The 14,363-nt window shown below is 64.4% G+C and carries 12 protein-coding genes; 9 read left to right on the forward strand and 3 right to left on the reverse strand.

The genetic code is table 11. From position 1 onward, the window contains the following. Positions 1-32: 32 nt before the first annotated feature. Both BX604_RS20050 and BX604_RS38465 read right to left on the reverse strand, forming a co-directional pair. Positions 33-1,547: an acetyl-CoA hydrolase/transferase family protein gene (locus tag BX604_RS20050; protein WP_098552333.1), complete on the reverse strand. Its 1,515-nt coding sequence runs from the start codon at positions 1,545-1,547 to the stop codon at positions 33-35. A gap of 1,688 nt (positions 1,548-3,235) precedes the next feature. Continuing rightward, positions 3,236-3,592: a hypothetical protein gene (locus BX604_RS38465; protein WP_143748064.1), complete on the reverse strand. Its 357-nt coding sequence runs from the start codon at positions 3,590-3,592 to the stop codon at positions 3,236-3,238. On the opposite strand from BX604_RS38465, the gene BX604_RS20060 reads away from it, so the two are divergent. From BX604_RS20060 to BX604_RS20100, 9 genes are all read left to right on the forward strand, one after another. Then, entirely contained in the window at positions 3,591-3,974 is a 384-nt protein-coding gene (locus tag BX604_RS20060; RefSeq protein WP_098552335.1) for a MarR family winged helix-turn-helix transcriptional regulator, read from the forward strand. The two genes, BX604_RS38465 and BX604_RS20060, sit on opposite strands and share 2 nt — an antisense overlap. Before the next feature lie 57 nt (positions 3,975-4,031). Beyond that, positions 4,032-5,162, forward strand: coding sequence for a site-specific integrase (locus BX604_RS20065; RefSeq protein WP_098552336.1), 1,131 nt, complete (start codon positions 4,032-4,034; stop codon positions 5,160-5,162). Between the two features lie 212 nt (positions 5,163-5,374). Next, positions 5,375-6,070: a CDP-alcohol phosphatidyltransferase family protein gene (locus BX604_RS20070; protein WP_098552337.1), complete on the forward strand. Its 696-nt coding sequence runs from the start codon at positions 5,375-5,377 to the stop codon at positions 6,068-6,070. Beyond that, on the forward strand, positions 6,067-6,876 hold the full coding sequence (locus BX604_RS20075) for a HalD/BesD family halogenase (RefSeq protein ID WP_098552338.1): 810 nt from the start codon (positions 6,067-6,069) through the stop codon (positions 6,874-6,876). Before BX604_RS20070 ends, BX604_RS20075 begins: the two co-directional genes overlap by 4 nt. Next, complete coding sequence (locus BX604_RS20080) at positions 6,873-7,874, forward strand: HpnL family protein (protein WP_098552339.1); 1,002 nt, start codon at positions 6,873-6,875, stop codon at positions 7,872-7,874. Before BX604_RS20075 ends, BX604_RS20080 begins: the two co-directional genes overlap by 4 nt. Positions 7,875-7,910: 36 nt before the next feature. Further along, complete coding sequence (locus tag BX604_RS20085; RefSeq protein ID WP_098552340.1) at positions 7,911-8,678, forward strand: phosphocholine cytidylyltransferase family protein; 768 nt, start codon at positions 7,911-7,913, stop codon at positions 8,676-8,678. Further along, positions 8,675-10,345, forward strand: coding sequence for a phosphoenolpyruvate mutase (gene aepX, locus BX604_RS20090; protein WP_098552341.1), 1,671 nt, complete (start codon positions 8,675-8,677; stop codon positions 10,343-10,345). The genes BX604_RS20085 and aepX overlap by 4 nt, the downstream gene beginning before the upstream one ends. Beyond that, on the forward strand, positions 10,342-11,529 hold the full coding sequence (gene aepY, locus BX604_RS20095; RefSeq protein WP_098552342.1) for a phosphonopyruvate decarboxylase: 1,188 nt from the start codon (positions 10,342-10,344) through the stop codon (positions 11,527-11,529). Before aepX ends, aepY begins: the two co-directional genes overlap by 4 nt. Next, a complete protein-coding gene (locus BX604_RS20100; protein WP_098552343.1) occupies positions 11,529-12,593 on the forward strand; it encodes a 2-aminoethylphosphonate aminotransferase in 1,065 nt (354 codons plus the stop codon). Before aepY ends, BX604_RS20100 begins: the two co-directional genes overlap by 1 nt. Positions 12,594-12,780: 187 nt before the next feature. On the opposite strand, the gene BX604_RS20105 is transcribed toward BX604_RS20100, so the two are convergent. Next, positions 12,781-14,235, reverse strand: coding sequence for a methylenetetrahydrofolate reductase C-terminal domain-containing protein (locus BX604_RS20105; RefSeq protein WP_098552344.1), 1,455 nt, complete (start codon positions 14,233-14,235; stop codon positions 12,781-12,783). Between the last annotated feature and the right edge of the window lie 128 nt (positions 14,236-14,363).

The raw sequence follows: 14,363 nt of genomic DNA on the forward strand, positions 1-14,363 counted from the left end.
CGCGCCCGCTGTGCGTCGTATCAAACCTTCGGTCAGGCCTTCATCGTGCCGGTGCGCACGTAGCGTTCGTGCCACGACAGCGCCTCGGCGAGCAGATGCGGCGTGTGCTTGCCGAAGCTCTCGCGCGACGCGCGCTCGAAGTAGTCCTCGAGCATCGGCCGGTAATCCGGGTGCGCACAGGTCGCGATGACCTTGCGCGCGCGCTGCTTCGGCGACAGGCCGCGCAGATCCGCGAGCCCCTGCTCGGTGACGACCACCGCGACATCGTGCTCGGTGTGATCGACGTGGCTCGCCATCGGCACGATCCGCGAGATCGCGCCGCCCTTCGCGGTACTGGCCGACATGAAGCACGACAGGTAGCCGTTGCGCGCGAAGTCGCCCGAGCCGCCGATGCCGTTCTGGATCTTCGTGCCCATCACGTGCGTCGAGTTCACGTTGCCGTAGATGTCGGCTTCGATCATCCCGTTCATCGCGATGCAGCCGAGACGACGCACGAGTTCCGGATGGTTGCTGATCTCCTGCGGGCGCAGCAGGATCTTTTCGCGGAACGTCGCGATCTCGTCGGCGAAACGCTGCACGGCGGCCGGGCTCAGCGACAGCGCGGTGGCCGACGCGAAGCTCAGCGTGCCGTCGTCGAGCAGGTCGAGCATGCCGTCCTGGATCACTTCGGTGTAAGCGGTCAGGTTCGAGAAGCCGGCCGAACTCAGTTCCGCGAGCACCGCGTTCGTGATGTTGCCGACCCCCGACTGCAGCGGCAGCAGGTTTTCCGGCAGGCGGCCGCGCTTCACTTCGTGGCGCAGAAAGTCGATCAGTTGCAGCGCAATCTGCTTCGACGTGGCGTCCGGCGCGGAGAATGCATTGCTGCGGTCCGGTGCGTCGGTCTCGACGATCGCGACGATCTTGTCGGCCGGGCAGCGCAGGTACGGCTCGCCGATGCGGTCGTCGCTTTTCGTCAGCGGAATCGGCTTGCGATGCGGCGGCAGCGCGGTACCGTAATAGACGTCGTGCATCCCGTCGAGGCCGAGCGGCTGGCGCGCGTTGACTTCGAGAATCACGTGCTTCGCCTGCTCGAGCCACGTCTTGTTGTTGCCGATCGACGCGGACGGAATCAGCAGCCCGTCCTCGCGGATGCCCGCGACTTCGACGATCGCGACGTCGAGCTCACCATACAGCCCGAACCACGCGTACTGCGCGACGTGGCTCAGGTGGACGTCCTGGTAGTCGACTTCGCCGTTGTTGATCTTGTCACGCAACGTCGGGTCGGACTGGTACGGCAAGCGCATCGAGATGCCGTTGGTGCGTGCGAGCGCGCCGTCGAGTTCCGGTGCGGTCGATGCGCCCGTCAGTACGTTGATCCGGAAGTCCTCGCCGCGCGAGTGCGCCGCGTCGATGTGGGCGGCGAGCGCGGCCGGCACGGCCTTCGGATAGCCCGAGCCGGTGAAGCCGCTCATGGCGACGGTCATGCCGGGACGGATCAGCGCGGCGGCTTCGTCGGCGGTGCGGACGAGCGAACGCAGGGCGGGAGCGAGGATGCGTGAAGAAGACATGGCTGGTTATCTGACTATCTGACGCTTTTGGTCGGTCGTTGACGTCGCGGGGGGTGTCTCCGGAGCGACGCGAAGCCCTTGGGGCCGCAAGGAGCGGCCGGCACCACAGGCACGGTCGGAGTATCGCAGAGGCCATCGCCGCGAAATGTCCGCCGAATGCAAAAGATACTTACTGAATGTATCGGGTATCGAACGGCCGTTCTGTGACAGGCACGAACCCCCGACGCACCGCGTTGCGCACACATCGAATGCACTCGAAAGGTGCGCGAAAGCAAACGACGAATCGATAGGACACTTATTACGAACACCTGAACGTCAATCGGTCGAAATCCGTGCAAATTGTCCGCGCGAACGGCCGTAATGAACGTGCAAGAACCGGTGCGCGATCGCCGCGGCCAATTGTCGCCCACCGCCGTTTTTTCGGGCCTGACCGATATCAAACCGCGCACGCGCGCAGCCACCCGCAGCACCCGCATGGAAACGCCGTCGAGCCCGTGCGACAGGCCCGAGCGCCCTTGACAGTCGCGCCGCGCGAACCACACTGGATCGGGTATGGCCGGCATGCGCGCGCACCGTTTCCCGCCTCCGGTTCGCAACCGGCCGGTGTCTGGAATACGCGGTAACACTCCCGCATGTCAGGACATTGATCGAATAAAAAGCACCAAATTAGTTATCCGTATGCCACGCTAGACTCACCCAGCAGCACCACACGACATCCCTCAGGGCTCACGCTCTGGGGGATTTTTTTGCTCCTATTCGATTTTCGAATGCAACGCCGGATTTCATTCAGTTTGTGCATGTGTGTGAGCACACCTATTTTTTCGCCCTAAGTCCACCCTCCGTCACCCTCTAGAACACCTCTAGAACACCTCTAGAACACCTCTAGCCGCTCTCAGTTCGTCTCCAGTAGCTCTCCTGGTTCCCTGCCCTGGCTGCCCTATAGGCTCACCATCCGGCCTCCTGTAGCGCCCCTATCGTTCCTCTTGAGAATTTCGTTTCTAAACATGTTGACTTCCTCTAGTGGAATGCTTAAAGTTCATCCCAACGCAGCACTGACCAATAAACACCCCCTGGAGAATGTGCATGGAACAAACCGTAATCGTCGCCCCTGCCTACATAACGGAACTCTGCGGCGTGGCGGCAGTGAAGGTTAGCGCGCGGAAGCTGTAGGCTACCGCCTCCAGGCCCGGACGAAACCCCTAGTACCCATATAGAAGCCGCACACGGGCTTCTCTCAGTTTACCCGTAGTGTTCCACTAGGGAATCTGATTGAGCAGCGCTACGGGCCTTTAAATCGGTTCTAGGAGGCATAGCAATGCCCTACGTAATCGAAGCCCAGGCCGCGCGGGGCTATGCGTGCCGCGTGACCTTCCGCGTGAAGCGTGACGCGTTCGCAGTAGCCCAGATGTGCGCCTGTCTGTTGCACTTCCCAGAGCCTGAGCGGGAGCTCCTTAGGGAGTCTCGTTTAGGCCCAGAGATGCCGGAACTGACCGTGAAAACGGACACCGGCCGCGTGACAGTCAAGCGTCAGTAGCCCAGCAGTAAGCAGCAGGTGCCCTAGCGGTCTCTCACGGGAGGTTGCTAGGGCGCTCTCTAGGTCACCTTTGGGATGGCCCAAGGATGGCCCAGCGAGCTGGGGCGGGAGACTTACGATGGTTTTTAATCATCTGATTAATTCCACTAAAGCATCACAATCCGAGAAAACTGTCAATCCTATGTACGAGGGTCATATCATAGGGTGAAACAATTTGAAAGACTGTGCATGCATACAGTAATGTCGCTGTTCCTCCCGTTACAAAGTTTAACAGTTTGCTGACTTTGATCCTCCAAACAATACCTTCCACAAGGGGAACTGTTGTATGCTGCTGTCTTTTGCTGGTTTTGACGTCCACATCGGCCACGATTACATAGAGCGGAATGGACGTAAGCTCTCGCTTGTCGAATTTCGACGGGAGGAAACCGGGGGCTATGAGTTGCTTATCCTGCGTCGCTGGCTGCTGGTAACCAGCCGCAGCATTCAATAAGACAAGAGGTGAATCCACCATGAGCATCACCGCGCTACACGTTGCATCTGAAGTCCTGCAAATCTTTCGCCAGCTCGCTGCCGCCAAGCTGGATAAACAGGACGTTCCGCCCAACTTGGTAGTGGTGTTTGCTGCTGTTGCTGCAAACCCTGGGCGCTCCCTTAAGGAGCTTCAGGAGGTCACCAACCTGGGCCAGGCTGTCATGTCCAGATCAGTATCCATGCTGGGACGTGGCAAGCCCGCTCTGGGCATCAGCGGGTTAGGCCTGGTCAGTACCGAGGAAGACCCTACGAACTACAGCCGCAAAATCGTCAACCTGACGCCCGAGGGGGAGGCGTTGCTGAGAGAGATTGACGAGCAGCTAGGCAGGTTCGTGAGGCAGCGCCCCGGTAAGGCCCAGTAGTGCCCCTTCGGACCACCTTCGGGTGGTCTGTTTCGTTTACCCACCTGGAGAACGCTTATGAATCTGAAGAAGCGCGGTAAGGTTTGGACAGTGGACTTCTATGACGAGGCGAGTAAGAAGCGCGTCCGGAAGTCCCTCCACACCGAAGACGAGAAGGAAGCCCGCAAGCGCGCCCTCAAGCTGGCCGCTGGGGAGCTCGATGAGGGCTCCCGTGGGGTCGCCTCTGGTTATGGCCCAACCCTGGAGGGAGCCTATAAGCGCTGCCTCCTGGAGTACCCAAAGTGGCGCGATGCGAAGTCAGCCAGAACCCTGGAGGGTGTCTGGAGGGCCGTGGCTGAGCACTTTGGGGAGCACACCAGGCTCTCTGACATCGACACCGCTGCGGTGACTCGCTACTCCAACAAGATGCGCGAAGCTGGCCTGTCTGGCAGCACCATCAACCAGCGGCTCTCATTCGTGTCCATCCTGTTCAAGCAGGCCATCTGCATGTGGGACTTCAAAGGCCTGGCGCTGCCCCGCTTCACCCGCGCGAAAATCAACCAGGGCCGCACCCGCCGCATCACGCCCGCTGAAGAGGCCGAGGCTATCCGCCTGTTCCGGGCAGGCCATCGACCCATCCACGCGGACATGGCCGACCTCGTAGCGGTGTTGATTGACACCGGGATGCGGCTCTCCGAAGCGCTGCGCATCTGCGACCGAGACTACGACCTCCAGGGCCGCTTCATCACCTGCTGGGAGAACAAGGCGAGCCACCCCAAGGTGGTCCCGATGACGGAGCGGGTCCACCGCATCATGACCCAGCGGGCAGGCTCAGGGATGCCCTTCGGAATGCTCGATGTGTCCGTAGCTGACCGTGAGTGGGCATGGGTGCGCACGAAGATGGGGCTGGATCACGACAAGGAGTTCGTGCTGCACACCCTGCGGCACACTACCGCGTCCCGCCTAGCGGACTCGGGGGCCGATGCGTTCCTCATCCAGCGCTTTATGGGGCACAAATCCATCCTGACGACCCAGAAGTACGTCCACGTGTCCCCGACGGCTCTCAGAGGCCTGGCACAAGCGCTGGAGGTCAGGACACAGCGTGACCAGGAGTCACAAAAACCGCGTGACCAAGGTGTGGCACAGGAGGGCCACAATCGGGATTCTGAGGGGTCTCAGGCAGTGTTCTTTAGTGCATCGGTGAAGTAAGCCAAAGCGGAATACGGAACGATCAACCGAGCGCCCTTGACAGTCGCGCCGCGCGAACCACACTGGATCGGGTATGGCCGGCATGCGCGCGCACCGTTTCCCGCCTCCGGTTCGCAACCGGCCGGTGTCTGGAATACGCGGTAACACTCCCGCATGTCAGGACATTGATCGAATAAAAAGCACCAAATTACAATTCCGTATATATTTCGCCGATGGACCAAAGAAAAACTGCAGCACGCTCCGAGCCCCCCCTGCCGCGCACCTGGGATGCGCGGCTGGCGCGCTCGCTCGTCCGACCGCTCGTCGACACGCCCGTTACACCGAATCACCTCACCACCGTCCGTCTGCTGATCGGCCTCGCCGGCGCCTGGTGCCTTGCGCACGGCGGTTTCGGCTGGAGCAACGCAGGCGCGTTCCTGATCGTGCTGTCGAACTTCGTCGACCACACCGACGGTGAACTCGCGCGCATCAGCGGCAAAACCAGCAAGATCGGTCACTTTTACGACCTCGCGGCCGATGCGCTGGTGACGGTCGCGCTGTTCGTCAGCATGGGCGTCGGCATCGTCGCCCAGGGCGGCCAGATGGCCGCATCGCCGGTGCTGCTCGGCGCAGTGGCCGGCGCGGCCGTCGCGCTGATCTTCTTCCTGCGCATGCGGATCGAATCGATCGCGGGCAAGGCCGGCACCAAGCAGGCGTTCGCCGGCGGCTTCGAGACGGAAGACGTGCTCTATCTGCTGCCGCTCGTGACCCTCACCAACGGCGTCCAGCCGTTTCTGCTCGCGGCGTCGATCGGCGCCCCGCTGTTCGCTGCCTGGGTCGTGATCGACTGGTGGCGCATCGTGCGACGCGGCAACCTCTCGCGGAACCAGACCGCGCAGAACCCAACCGAAATCCAGGCTTCCAAATGACTCCTAGCACGCGCGACGACTCCGTGCTGAGCCCGGCACGCCCCGCGCCTGCGCGCGCGGTGGCGGCCGATCCCGATCGCACCGTGGCCGACTGCGTCGGCCGCCTCGACCTCGACCATCTGCGCGGCGACTACACGCGCCAGGGGTCGTTCCTGTATCTGGACGCGTTCCTGCCGCCCGACGCCTACGCGAAACTCGCGGATGCCGCGCGCGCGCTGCAGCCCGGCCTGAACCGCAATTACCTGCCCGGCCACAAGCAGGGCGGCAGCGTGAGCCGTCATACGATCGACGAGCAGGCGCCGTACATCGCGGAGCTGTACCGCTCGAAGGCGCTGCTCGGCTTTCTCGAGAAGGTCACCGGCGACAAGCTGATGCTGTCGCCCGACAACGATCCGCACGCGTACGCGCTGTATTACTACACGAAGCCGGGCGACCACATCGGCTGGCACTACGACACGTCGTACTACGACGGCCGCCGCTACACGCTGCTGATCGGCGTGATCGACGAATCGTCGTGCCGGCTCGACTACGAGCTGCATACGCGCAACCCGGACGTGCCCGACGAACCGGGCTCCGTGCAGATCGCCGACGGCGGCATCGTGCTGTTCGACGGCGACAAGCTGCGCCATCGCATCACGCCGCTCGGCCAGAACGAGATGCGCGTATCGCTCACGTTCGAATACGTGACGAACCCCGGCATGCGGCCGTGGAAGCGCTTCATCTCGAACATGAAGGACGCGATCGCGTATTTCGGTTTCCGCCAGGTGTTCAAGCAACTGGCATCGCGACGGACGAGCGGGTCATGACACGCGCCGGCCTGATCCTGCTGTCGCTCGGAACGGCACTGTTCGTCGCCCTGCTCGCGTGGCAGGGCGTCGGCGCGGTTGCGTCGACGTTCCTCGCGGCAGGCTGGGGGCTCGCGCTCGTCGCGCTATTCCACATCGTGCCGCTCGTGATCGACGCGATGGCGATTTCCGTGATGTTCCGCCGCGGCCAGCCGGGCGCCGAGCTCGGCAACGCGCTGCGCGCGCGCTGGGTCGGCGAATCGGTGAACAGCCTGCTGCCTGCCGGGCAGATCGGCGGCCCGGTGCTGATGGTGCGCCATCTCGCCCAGCGCGGCACGCGCATGGCCGATGCGGCCGCCGTCGTCACCGTCAGCACGACGATGCAGGCGCTCGCGCAGATGGCGTTCGCGCTGATCGGCATCGCCGCGTTCAGCCTCTATGCGACGCACGATTCGGTCGCGCATCTGCGCATGCCCGCGCTGATCGCCACCGGCGTGCTCGGTGCACTGGCCATCGCGTTCTACGCGGCGCAGCGACGCGGGCTGTTCGGCCGCGGGCTGCGCCTCGCATCGAAGCTGCTCGGCCCGCGCGACTGGTCGTCGCTCGCGACCCGCGCGGACGCGATCGACGACGCGGTCGGCGCGCTGTACCGCGATCGCGCGAAGGTTGCGAAGACCTTCGCATTGAGCCTCGTCGGCTGGATCGTCGGCACCGCCGAAGTATGGCTCGCGCTGCACTTCCTCGGGCACCCGGTCAGCTGGCTCGACGCGCTGCTGCTCGAGAGCGTCGGCCAGGCGATTCGCGGTGCGGCATTCGCGATCCCGGGCTCGCTCGGCGCACAGGAAGGCGGTTACCTGCTGCTCGCCCCGCTGGTCGGCCTGCCGCCCGACGCGGCACTCGCGCTGTCGCTCGCGAAGCGCGCGCGCGAACTCGCGCTCGGCCTGCCCGGCCTGCTCTATCTGCATTTCAGTGAAAGAAACTGGCAGCGGCGCCGCGCGCCGCAGCCGCTCGCCGACTGATCGTTCAGATCCGCCGGCTTTTTGGTTGGAGAACCCATGCGAGCCATCATTCTTGCGGCAGGCCTCGGCTTGCGCCTGCAACAACCGCCCGAAGCGCAGTTCCCGAAGTGCCTGCTGCGCTTCGACGACGTGTCGCTGCTCGAGCGCCATCTGCGCGTGCTCGACGCCGCGGGCGTCGATGAAATCGTGCTCGGGCTCGGCTTCCAGTCCGAGAAGGTCGAGCAGGAGCTGAAGCGCCTCGGCCGCACCGCCGAGATCGTGATCAACGAACGCTACGACCTCGGCAGCGTGCTGACCGTGCACACCGTCGCCGATGCGATGACGCGCGGCGGCGACGTGCTGCTGATGGACGCTGACGTCCTGTACGACGAGAACATCCTGCACGCGCTGCTGGCCGATCCGGACAAGGCGGTCGATCGCCTGCTGATCGACCGCGACTTCGAAGCCGGCGACGAACCCGTGAAGCTGTGCGTGAAGAACGGCGTGCCGGTCGAACTGCGCAAGCAGCTCGCGGTCGACCTCGACTACGACACGATCGGCGAGTCGGTCGGCTTCTTCCGCTTCACCGAAGGCACCGCGCGCCGCCTCGCGAAAATCGTTGCGGGCTACGTCGACAGCGGCCGCGCGAACATGCCGCACGAGGAAGCCGTGCGCGACCTGCTGCTCGAAGGCGGCCATTCGTTCGATATCGCCGATGTCACCGGTTCGCCGTGGATCGAGATCGACTTCCCGAACGACGTCGCACGCGCGACGCAAGAGATCCTCCCCCTGATTCAACGCACGACCGCAGGAGCCGCACGATGAACGCACGCGAACCCAACTTCACCGAATCGCGCAGCGCACGCCTGCGCCGCATGCTCGTCAGCAGCGACCTCGAATTCCTGATGGAAGCGCACAACGGCCTGTCCGCGCGGATCGTCCGCGAAGCCGGCTTCAAGGGCATCTGGGCCTCGGGCCTCGCGATCTCCGCGCAGTTCGGCGTGCGCGACAACAACGAAGCGAGCTGGACGCAGGTCGTCGACGTGCTCGAGTTCATGGCCGACGCGAGCGACCTGCCGATCCTGCTCGACGGCGACACCGGCTACGGCAACTTCAACAACGTGCGCCGCCTCGTGAAAAAGCTCGAGCAGCGCGGCATCGCCGGCGTCTGTATCGAGGACAAGCAGTTCCCGAAGACCAACAGCTTCATCGGCGGCGAGCGCCAGCCGCTCGCGGAAATCGACGAGTTCTGCGGCAAGATCAAGGCCGGCAAGGATTCGCAGACCGATCCCGACTTCTCGATCGTCGCGCGCGTCGAGGCGCTGATCGCGGGCTGGGGGATGGACGAGGCGCTGCGCCGCGCGAACGCGTACGCGGAAGCCGGCGCCGACGCGATCCTGATCCACAGCAAGCTGTCGCGCCCGGACGAGATCCTGCAGTTCGCGCGTGAATGGAGCGGCAAGGCGCCGCTCGTGATCGTGCCGACCAAGTACTACAGCACGCCGACCGACGTGTTCCGCCAGGCCGGCATCAGCACCGTGATCTGGGCGAACCACCTGATCCGCGCGTCGGCATCCGCGATGCAGGCGACCGCGCGCGAGATCCACGAGAGCGAAACGCTGATCAACGTCGAGGACCGCGTTGCATCGGTCAACGAGATCTTCCGCCTGCAGGACGCCGATGAGTACTCGGCCGCCGAGCGTATCTATCTGTCGTCGTCGCGCGCGTCGAACGCCGCGATCGTGCTTGCCGCGAGCCGCGGCAAGGGCCTCGAAGCCGTGACCGAAGACAAGCCGAAGGTCATGCTGCCGGTCGCCGGCAAGCCGCTGCTGCGCTGGCTCGTCGACGGCTTCAAGACGCACGGCGTGAACGACATCACCGTGGTTGGCGGCTATCGCGCCGACGCGATCGACACATCGGGCATCAAGCTCGTGGTCAACGAACGCCATGCGCAGACGGGCGAACTCGCCTCGCTCGCATGTGCGGCCGAACGCCTGAACGGCGACACTGTGATCTCGTACGGCGACCTGCTGTTCCGCAGCTACATCGTGCGCGATCTGGCGGAGAGCGAGGCCGAGTTCAGCGTCGTCGTCGATTCGTCGCTGACCGAGCCGACCAACCAGAGCGTGCGCGACTTCGCGCTCTGCTCGGCTGCGGACGACCGCGGCCTGTTCGGTCAGAAGACCTACCTGCAACGCGTGTCGAGCGACGTCGCCGCAGGCACGCCGCACGGCCGCTGGATCGGCCTGCTGAACGTGCGTGGCGCCGGCGTCGACCGCCTGAAGGCGATGCTCGCGACGCTGCAGGCACGCCCCGATTTCGACACGCTCGACATCCCGTCCCTGCTCAACGAACTGATCGCCGCCGGCGAGAAGATCGAGGTGCAGTACGTGCACGGCCACTGGCGCGGCGTCAACGATCTGGAAGACTTCCGCCGCGCGGGCGACTTCGCGCACGGCCAGACGCCGCTCGGCAACGGGAGCGCGCAATGATCGAAGCGGCCCAGTTCGTCGAGGCCGCGCGCGAGCGCGGTTTCGACTGGTACGCGGGCGTGCCCTGCTCGTACCTGACGCCGTTCATCAATTACGTGCTGCAAGACCCGACGCTGCACTATCTGTCGGCCGCGAACGAAGGCGACGCGGTCGCGCTGATCGCGGGCGCCACGCTCGGCGGCAAGCGCGGGATCGCGATGATGCAGAACTCCGGGCTCGGCAACGCGGTGAGCCCGCTCACGTCGCTGACATGGACGTTCCGGCTGCCGCAGCTGCTGATCGTCACGTGGCGCGGCCAGCCCGGGGTATCGGACGAGCCGCAGCACGCGCTGATGGGCCCGATCACGCCGGCGATGCTCGACACGATGGAGATCCCGTGGGAGACGTTCCCGACCGACCCCGAACAGGTCGGCCCGGCGCTCGACCGCGCGATCGCGCACATGGACGAAACGGGTCGCCCGTACGCGCTCGTGATGCAGAAAGGCAGCGTCGCGCCGTATGAGCTGAAGGCGAACCCGGCAGCCACGCCGCGCGCGCATGTCGCGGCGCAGTCCGCAGCCCGTGCGGAATCGCCGGCCGCGTGGCCGACCCGCCACGACGCGCTGCAACGCGTGATCGCGCATACGCCGGTCGATTCGACCGTCGTGCTCGCGTCGACCGGCTTCTGCGGTCGCGAACTCTATGCGATCGACGATCGCCCGAACCAGCTGTACATGGTCGGCTCGATGGGCTGCGTGACGCCGCTCGCGCTCGGTCTCGCGCTCGCGCGCCCCGACCTGCGCGTGGTGGCCGTCGACGGCGACGGCGCCGCACTGATGCGCATGGGCGTGTTCGCGACGCTCGGCACCTACGGACCGTCCAACCTCACGCACGTGCTGCTCGACAACGGCGCGCACGAATCGACGGGCGGCCAGGCAACGGTGTCGCAGCATGTGTCGTTCGCGGGCGTCGCGGCCGCATGCGGCTATGCGTCGGCCGTCGAAGGCGACACGCTCGACGTGCTGGATGCCGCGCTCGACGCATCGGCCCCGAACGACGGCACGCGTTTCGTGCGGCTCGCGATCCGCACCGGCGTGCCCGATGGCCTGCCCCGCCCGACCGTCACTCCGGTCGAGGTCAAGACCCGTCTGATGCGGCATATCGGCGCCGCGCAGGCTGAAGTTCATGCCGAAGGAGCTCACTGATGCTGCTGCTGAACCCCGGCCCGGTAACGCTGACTGAACGCGTGCGCCGCAGCCTGCTGCAACCCGACCTGTGCCATCGCGAAAGCGAATTCTTCGATCTGCAGGATGAAGCGCGTGCGCGCCTCGTCGCCGCGTACGAACTCGATCCGGCCGAATGGGCCGCCGTGCTGATGACGGGCTCGGGCACGGCCGCGGTCGAAAGCATGATCGCGGCGCTCGTGCCGCAGGACGGCAAGCTGCTCGTGATCGAGAACGGCGTGTACGGCGAGCGCATCACGCAGATCGCGACGCAGTACGGCATCGCGCACGACGTGCTGAAGCACGAATGGATGCAGGCGCCCGATCTCGCGCAGATCGCCGCGCGGCTCGACGCGGGCGGCTATTCGCACGTCGCGGTGATTCATCACGAAACGACGACGGGCCGGCTGAACGATCTGGTCGCGATCGCCGAAGTCTGCCGCGCGCGCGGCGTGAAAATGCTCGTCGATGGCGTCAGCAGCTTTGGCGCCGAAGCGATCGACTTCGCCGGCGGCGTGATCGACGCGGTTGCCGCGACCGCGAACAAGTGCCTGCACGGCGTGCCGGGCGCGGCATTCGTGATCGTGCGGCGCAGCGCGCTCGCGAAGGCCGCGAGCCGCACTTACTACCTCGACCTCGGTCGTCTCGCGAAGCTGCAGGATCAGCGGAATACGCCGTTTACGCCGTCCGTGCATGCGTATTACGCGCTTGTCGAAGCGCTGCGTGAGTTTGATGAGGCCGGTGGCTGGCGTGCACGGCATGCGCATTACAAGGCGCTGGCTGATCAGGCGCAAGCCGGGCTTGCAGCGCGCGGGATGCCGCTTGTACTGCCGGAAGGTGCTTCGTCGGTTGTGCTGCGTGCGTATCGGCTGCCGCCAGGCGTTACATACGAGACGCTGCATGACGGGTTGAAGGCGCGCGGCTTCGTGATCTATGCGGGGCAAGGCGGGTTGTCGAAGGCGTTGTTCCGGATCTCGACGATGGGCGCGATTGCGGCGGCTGATGTCGATCGGTTGCTGGATGGGTTTACGGCGTTGACGCAGTAAGTTCTCGCCCGCACCGCTATGGAAAAAAGGCCCGCAAGGGCCTTTTTTTCGTCCATCTCCCGTTTTCGGGCAGCGTGGCACATTTGTCCCTGTGCGGCCACCCGTATCCGGCGGCCTTCATGGCCAGTCCGGGCTACCCGGTGATGTCCGTTGATCCCTGGCCAGGTATCGTTTTCCGAGGTTCGATTCAGCGCCCTGGTGTCGTCTCTTCTGGTTCGAACCATTCAGGCCAGGAGCTGCGGTGCCTGTTTTCTGCTTCGATACAGGGAATCAACGTCTGCGCCAGCACAGGTAGTTGATTGACGGATTTGGCAATCCGGTATTTGACACTGTGTACGCACTCTCGATCGTCAAATTCGCAACGATTGAGCCGGGTGCCGCCGCAGGGGCCGTTCGCCAAACCTTTGGGGCATGTCTCGGGGCAGACGTAGAGGGTGTCCTGCAAGCGGCAGCGGCCGCAGGTATCACAGCCGACCAGCGGCCGTTTGACCGTCCGTTCGACAGCATGCAGCGCACTCGCAGCCACGCCGATCTTCCAGATCGGCCGCGTGACGCCCCAGCCAAAGGCTCTGCCGAGCCATCCGGCGCGATCGAAGACCTGGCCATGTATCGTGGAGAGCAGCGTGTATCGCAGACGCTCCCGACGGGTGGCCGTGACATCGGATTGCCCCATTTCCCAGGCACCGATTTCGGGCGCGAAGCATACTTCAGGCGCCCCGGGCATCTGCCAGCTTGCATGCCATCGTGCGGCCCAATCGGTCAGCGAGGTCATGCCGTCCCGCTGCTCGGCAATCGCCTGCTCCAACGCCAACAGTTCGTCCAGCGTATGCACCCCGGACACATGAACACCGGCATAGCCCATCAATCGCAGGCCCACGATCTGCAGCGCCAAGCGCTCGAAGCTTCGTGCGCTGGCATGGGCATGCGATACCTGCTGCTCCCTGCTCAACAGTTCGCGCATGGATTCGGTGATGACGACGCCCGGCACGGCCTGCAGAACGGCCGCACGCTTGTCGGTCAACCTCATCACACAGGCCAGCATGGGTTTCATACGTCCCTGAGCGCGCATCCAGGTCTGCGCTTCACCATGCTTGGCCGCATCGAAACCCAGTTGCAGGGTCAGGAAATCGGCGCCGGCCAGAAGCTTTTTCTGCGCCTTCAGATACTGTGCGCCGCCCTCTTCTTCGCGGTATTTGAACGGGTTCAACGCAGCGCCCAACAGCCAGTCCGGACAGCGCTCACGCGCAATCTGCAGCGCGGATACCGACTCCAGATAGCGCACGGGCGCCTGACCAGGATCGTGGCCTGGCAAGCGATCACCACTGAGCACCAGCATTTGCTCCAGACCACGGGCCTGCATCGACGCCATCTGGCGCAGCAAGTCTGCACGCTCGCGATCCTTGCCCGAAAAGTGCAGCAGGGATGAGGCCGGATTTCCCAATGCGCCGGCGCCTTCCAGGGGGCTCAAGTCCGAGTGCAGGCCGACACGATCGGCGAAGGCTGGCAGTAACGGCCAGCCGGCCAAGTGCCCGCGTTGCACGATTTGCCCAAGCTCGGCCAAGCGCGAAGGGGATTGTTGAGGAACAATCTCCAGCACGCAGACGAAGCGCCCTTCGTTCAGCGCCTGTTTCAATGAACTCAAGACAGCTCGATACCGTGGTGTAAGTTGACCATCGCCCCATTGACCGGCATACCGATGGCAAAGCCAACGGGCAGTGCCAGCACCCATGCCGGTGCAGCCGGAACATCAGCGCAAGCAGCAACAAGAAG

The organism is Burkholderia sp. JKS000303 (assembly GCF_002563755.1).
Lineage (GTDB): Bacteria > Pseudomonadota > Gammaproteobacteria > Burkholderiales > Burkholderiaceae > Burkholderia > Burkholderia anthina_B.

What these genes read in the sequence shown, in the direction of transcription:
- BX604_RS20050 (WP_098552333.1), bottom strand. Translation starts at nt 1,547, where the DNA reads ATGTCTTCTTCACGCATCCTCGCTCCCGCCCTGCGTTCGCTCGTCCGC.
- aepY (WP_098552342.1), top strand. Translation starts at nt 10,342, where the DNA reads ATGATCGAAGCGGCCCAGTTCGTCGAGGCCGCGCGCGAGCGCGGTTTC.
- aepX (WP_098552341.1), top strand. Translation starts at nt 8,675, where the DNA reads ATGAACGCACGCGAACCCAACTTCACCGAATCGCGCAGCGCACGCCTG.
- BX604_RS20075 (WP_098552338.1), top strand. Translation starts at nt 6,067, where the DNA reads ATGACTCCTAGCACGCGCGACGACTCCGTGCTGAGCCCGGCACGCCCC.
- BX604_RS20080 (WP_098552339.1), top strand. Translation starts at nt 6,873, where the DNA reads ATGACACGCGCCGGCCTGATCCTGCTGTCGCTCGGAACGGCACTGTTC.
- BX604_RS20060 (WP_098552335.1), top strand. Translation starts at nt 3,591, where the DNA reads ATGAGCATCACCGCGCTACACGTTGCATCTGAAGTCCTGCAAATCTTT.
- BX604_RS20070 (WP_098552337.1), top strand. Translation starts at nt 5,375, where the DNA reads ATGGACCAAAGAAAAACTGCAGCACGCTCCGAGCCCCCCCTGCCGCGC.
- BX604_RS20065 (WP_098552336.1), top strand. Translation starts at nt 4,032, where the DNA reads ATGAATCTGAAGAAGCGCGGTAAGGTTTGGACAGTGGACTTCTATGAC.
- BX604_RS20085 (WP_098552340.1), top strand. Translation starts at nt 7,911, where the DNA reads ATGCGAGCCATCATTCTTGCGGCAGGCCTCGGCTTGCGCCTGCAACAA.
- BX604_RS20100 (WP_098552343.1), top strand. Translation starts at nt 11,529, where the DNA reads ATGCTGCTGCTGAACCCCGGCCCGGTAACGCTGACTGAACGCGTGCGC.
- BX604_RS38465 (WP_143748064.1), bottom strand. Translation starts at nt 3,592, where the DNA reads ATGGTGGATTCACCTCTTGTCTTATTGAATGCTGCGGCTGGTTACCAG.